The 640-nt window shown below is 49.8% G+C and carries 1 protein-coding gene; it reads right to left on the reverse strand.

The window, feature by feature from the left end; translation table 11 throughout:
- Positions 1 to 640: B12-binding domain-containing radical SAM protein (locus C7K08_RS14990; RefSeq protein WP_133165353.1), on the reverse strand; the 640-nt coding region annotated here is incomplete at both ends.

A 640-nucleotide genomic window follows, 5' to 3' on the forward strand; every position in this document is an offset into this window, starting at 1 on the left:
ATGCTCATCGGGTTGTAGCCCGGCTTGATCAAACCCTGATCAAAGCCATATTGCTCAAGGTGAGTGTGGGGTTGCAGGCCGATAAAAAAGATTGCTGGCTCCACCTTATCGGCACCAAATATGCGCTCTAATTCACGGTGATAGGCAACGGTTTGACGAATGGTTTCTGGCCTTTCATCGATCACATTAAAGGAATAATTAGCTGAAACATGCTGATTAAAGCCAGCCCGTGCAAGCAACCTGCAATTTTGCAACACTGTGCGCAGGTTGTAGCCCATGCGCATCTTGCGCACCAGCTCTTGGCTGCCTGAAGTTATACCTATTTCGAAATAATCCATACCTGTTGCCACCATCAATTCAGCTAGTTCGGCATCGAGGTTGTCTGCCCGGATGTAGGCGGCCCAGCGGATGTTGCTCCAACCCTGGGCTTGAATTGCCCGCAGTAGTTGTTTGGCATCTTCGATATATTTACGGGCGGGGATGAATTGAGCATCGGTAAACCAAAAACCGCGCACACCACGGTCGTAGAGCTGGGCCATTTCAGCTATCACCTCATCGATCGGATTTACCCTTACGGCCTTGCCTTCAACAACGGTGTAAACGCAATAGCAACAGTTGTGGGGGCAACCGCGTTTTGTTT

This window comes from Synechococcus lacustris str. Tous (genome assembly GCF_003011125.1).
Taxonomy (GTDB): Bacteria; Cyanobacteriota; Cyanobacteriia; order PCC-6307; family Cyanobiaceae; genus Synechococcus_D; species Synechococcus_D lacustris.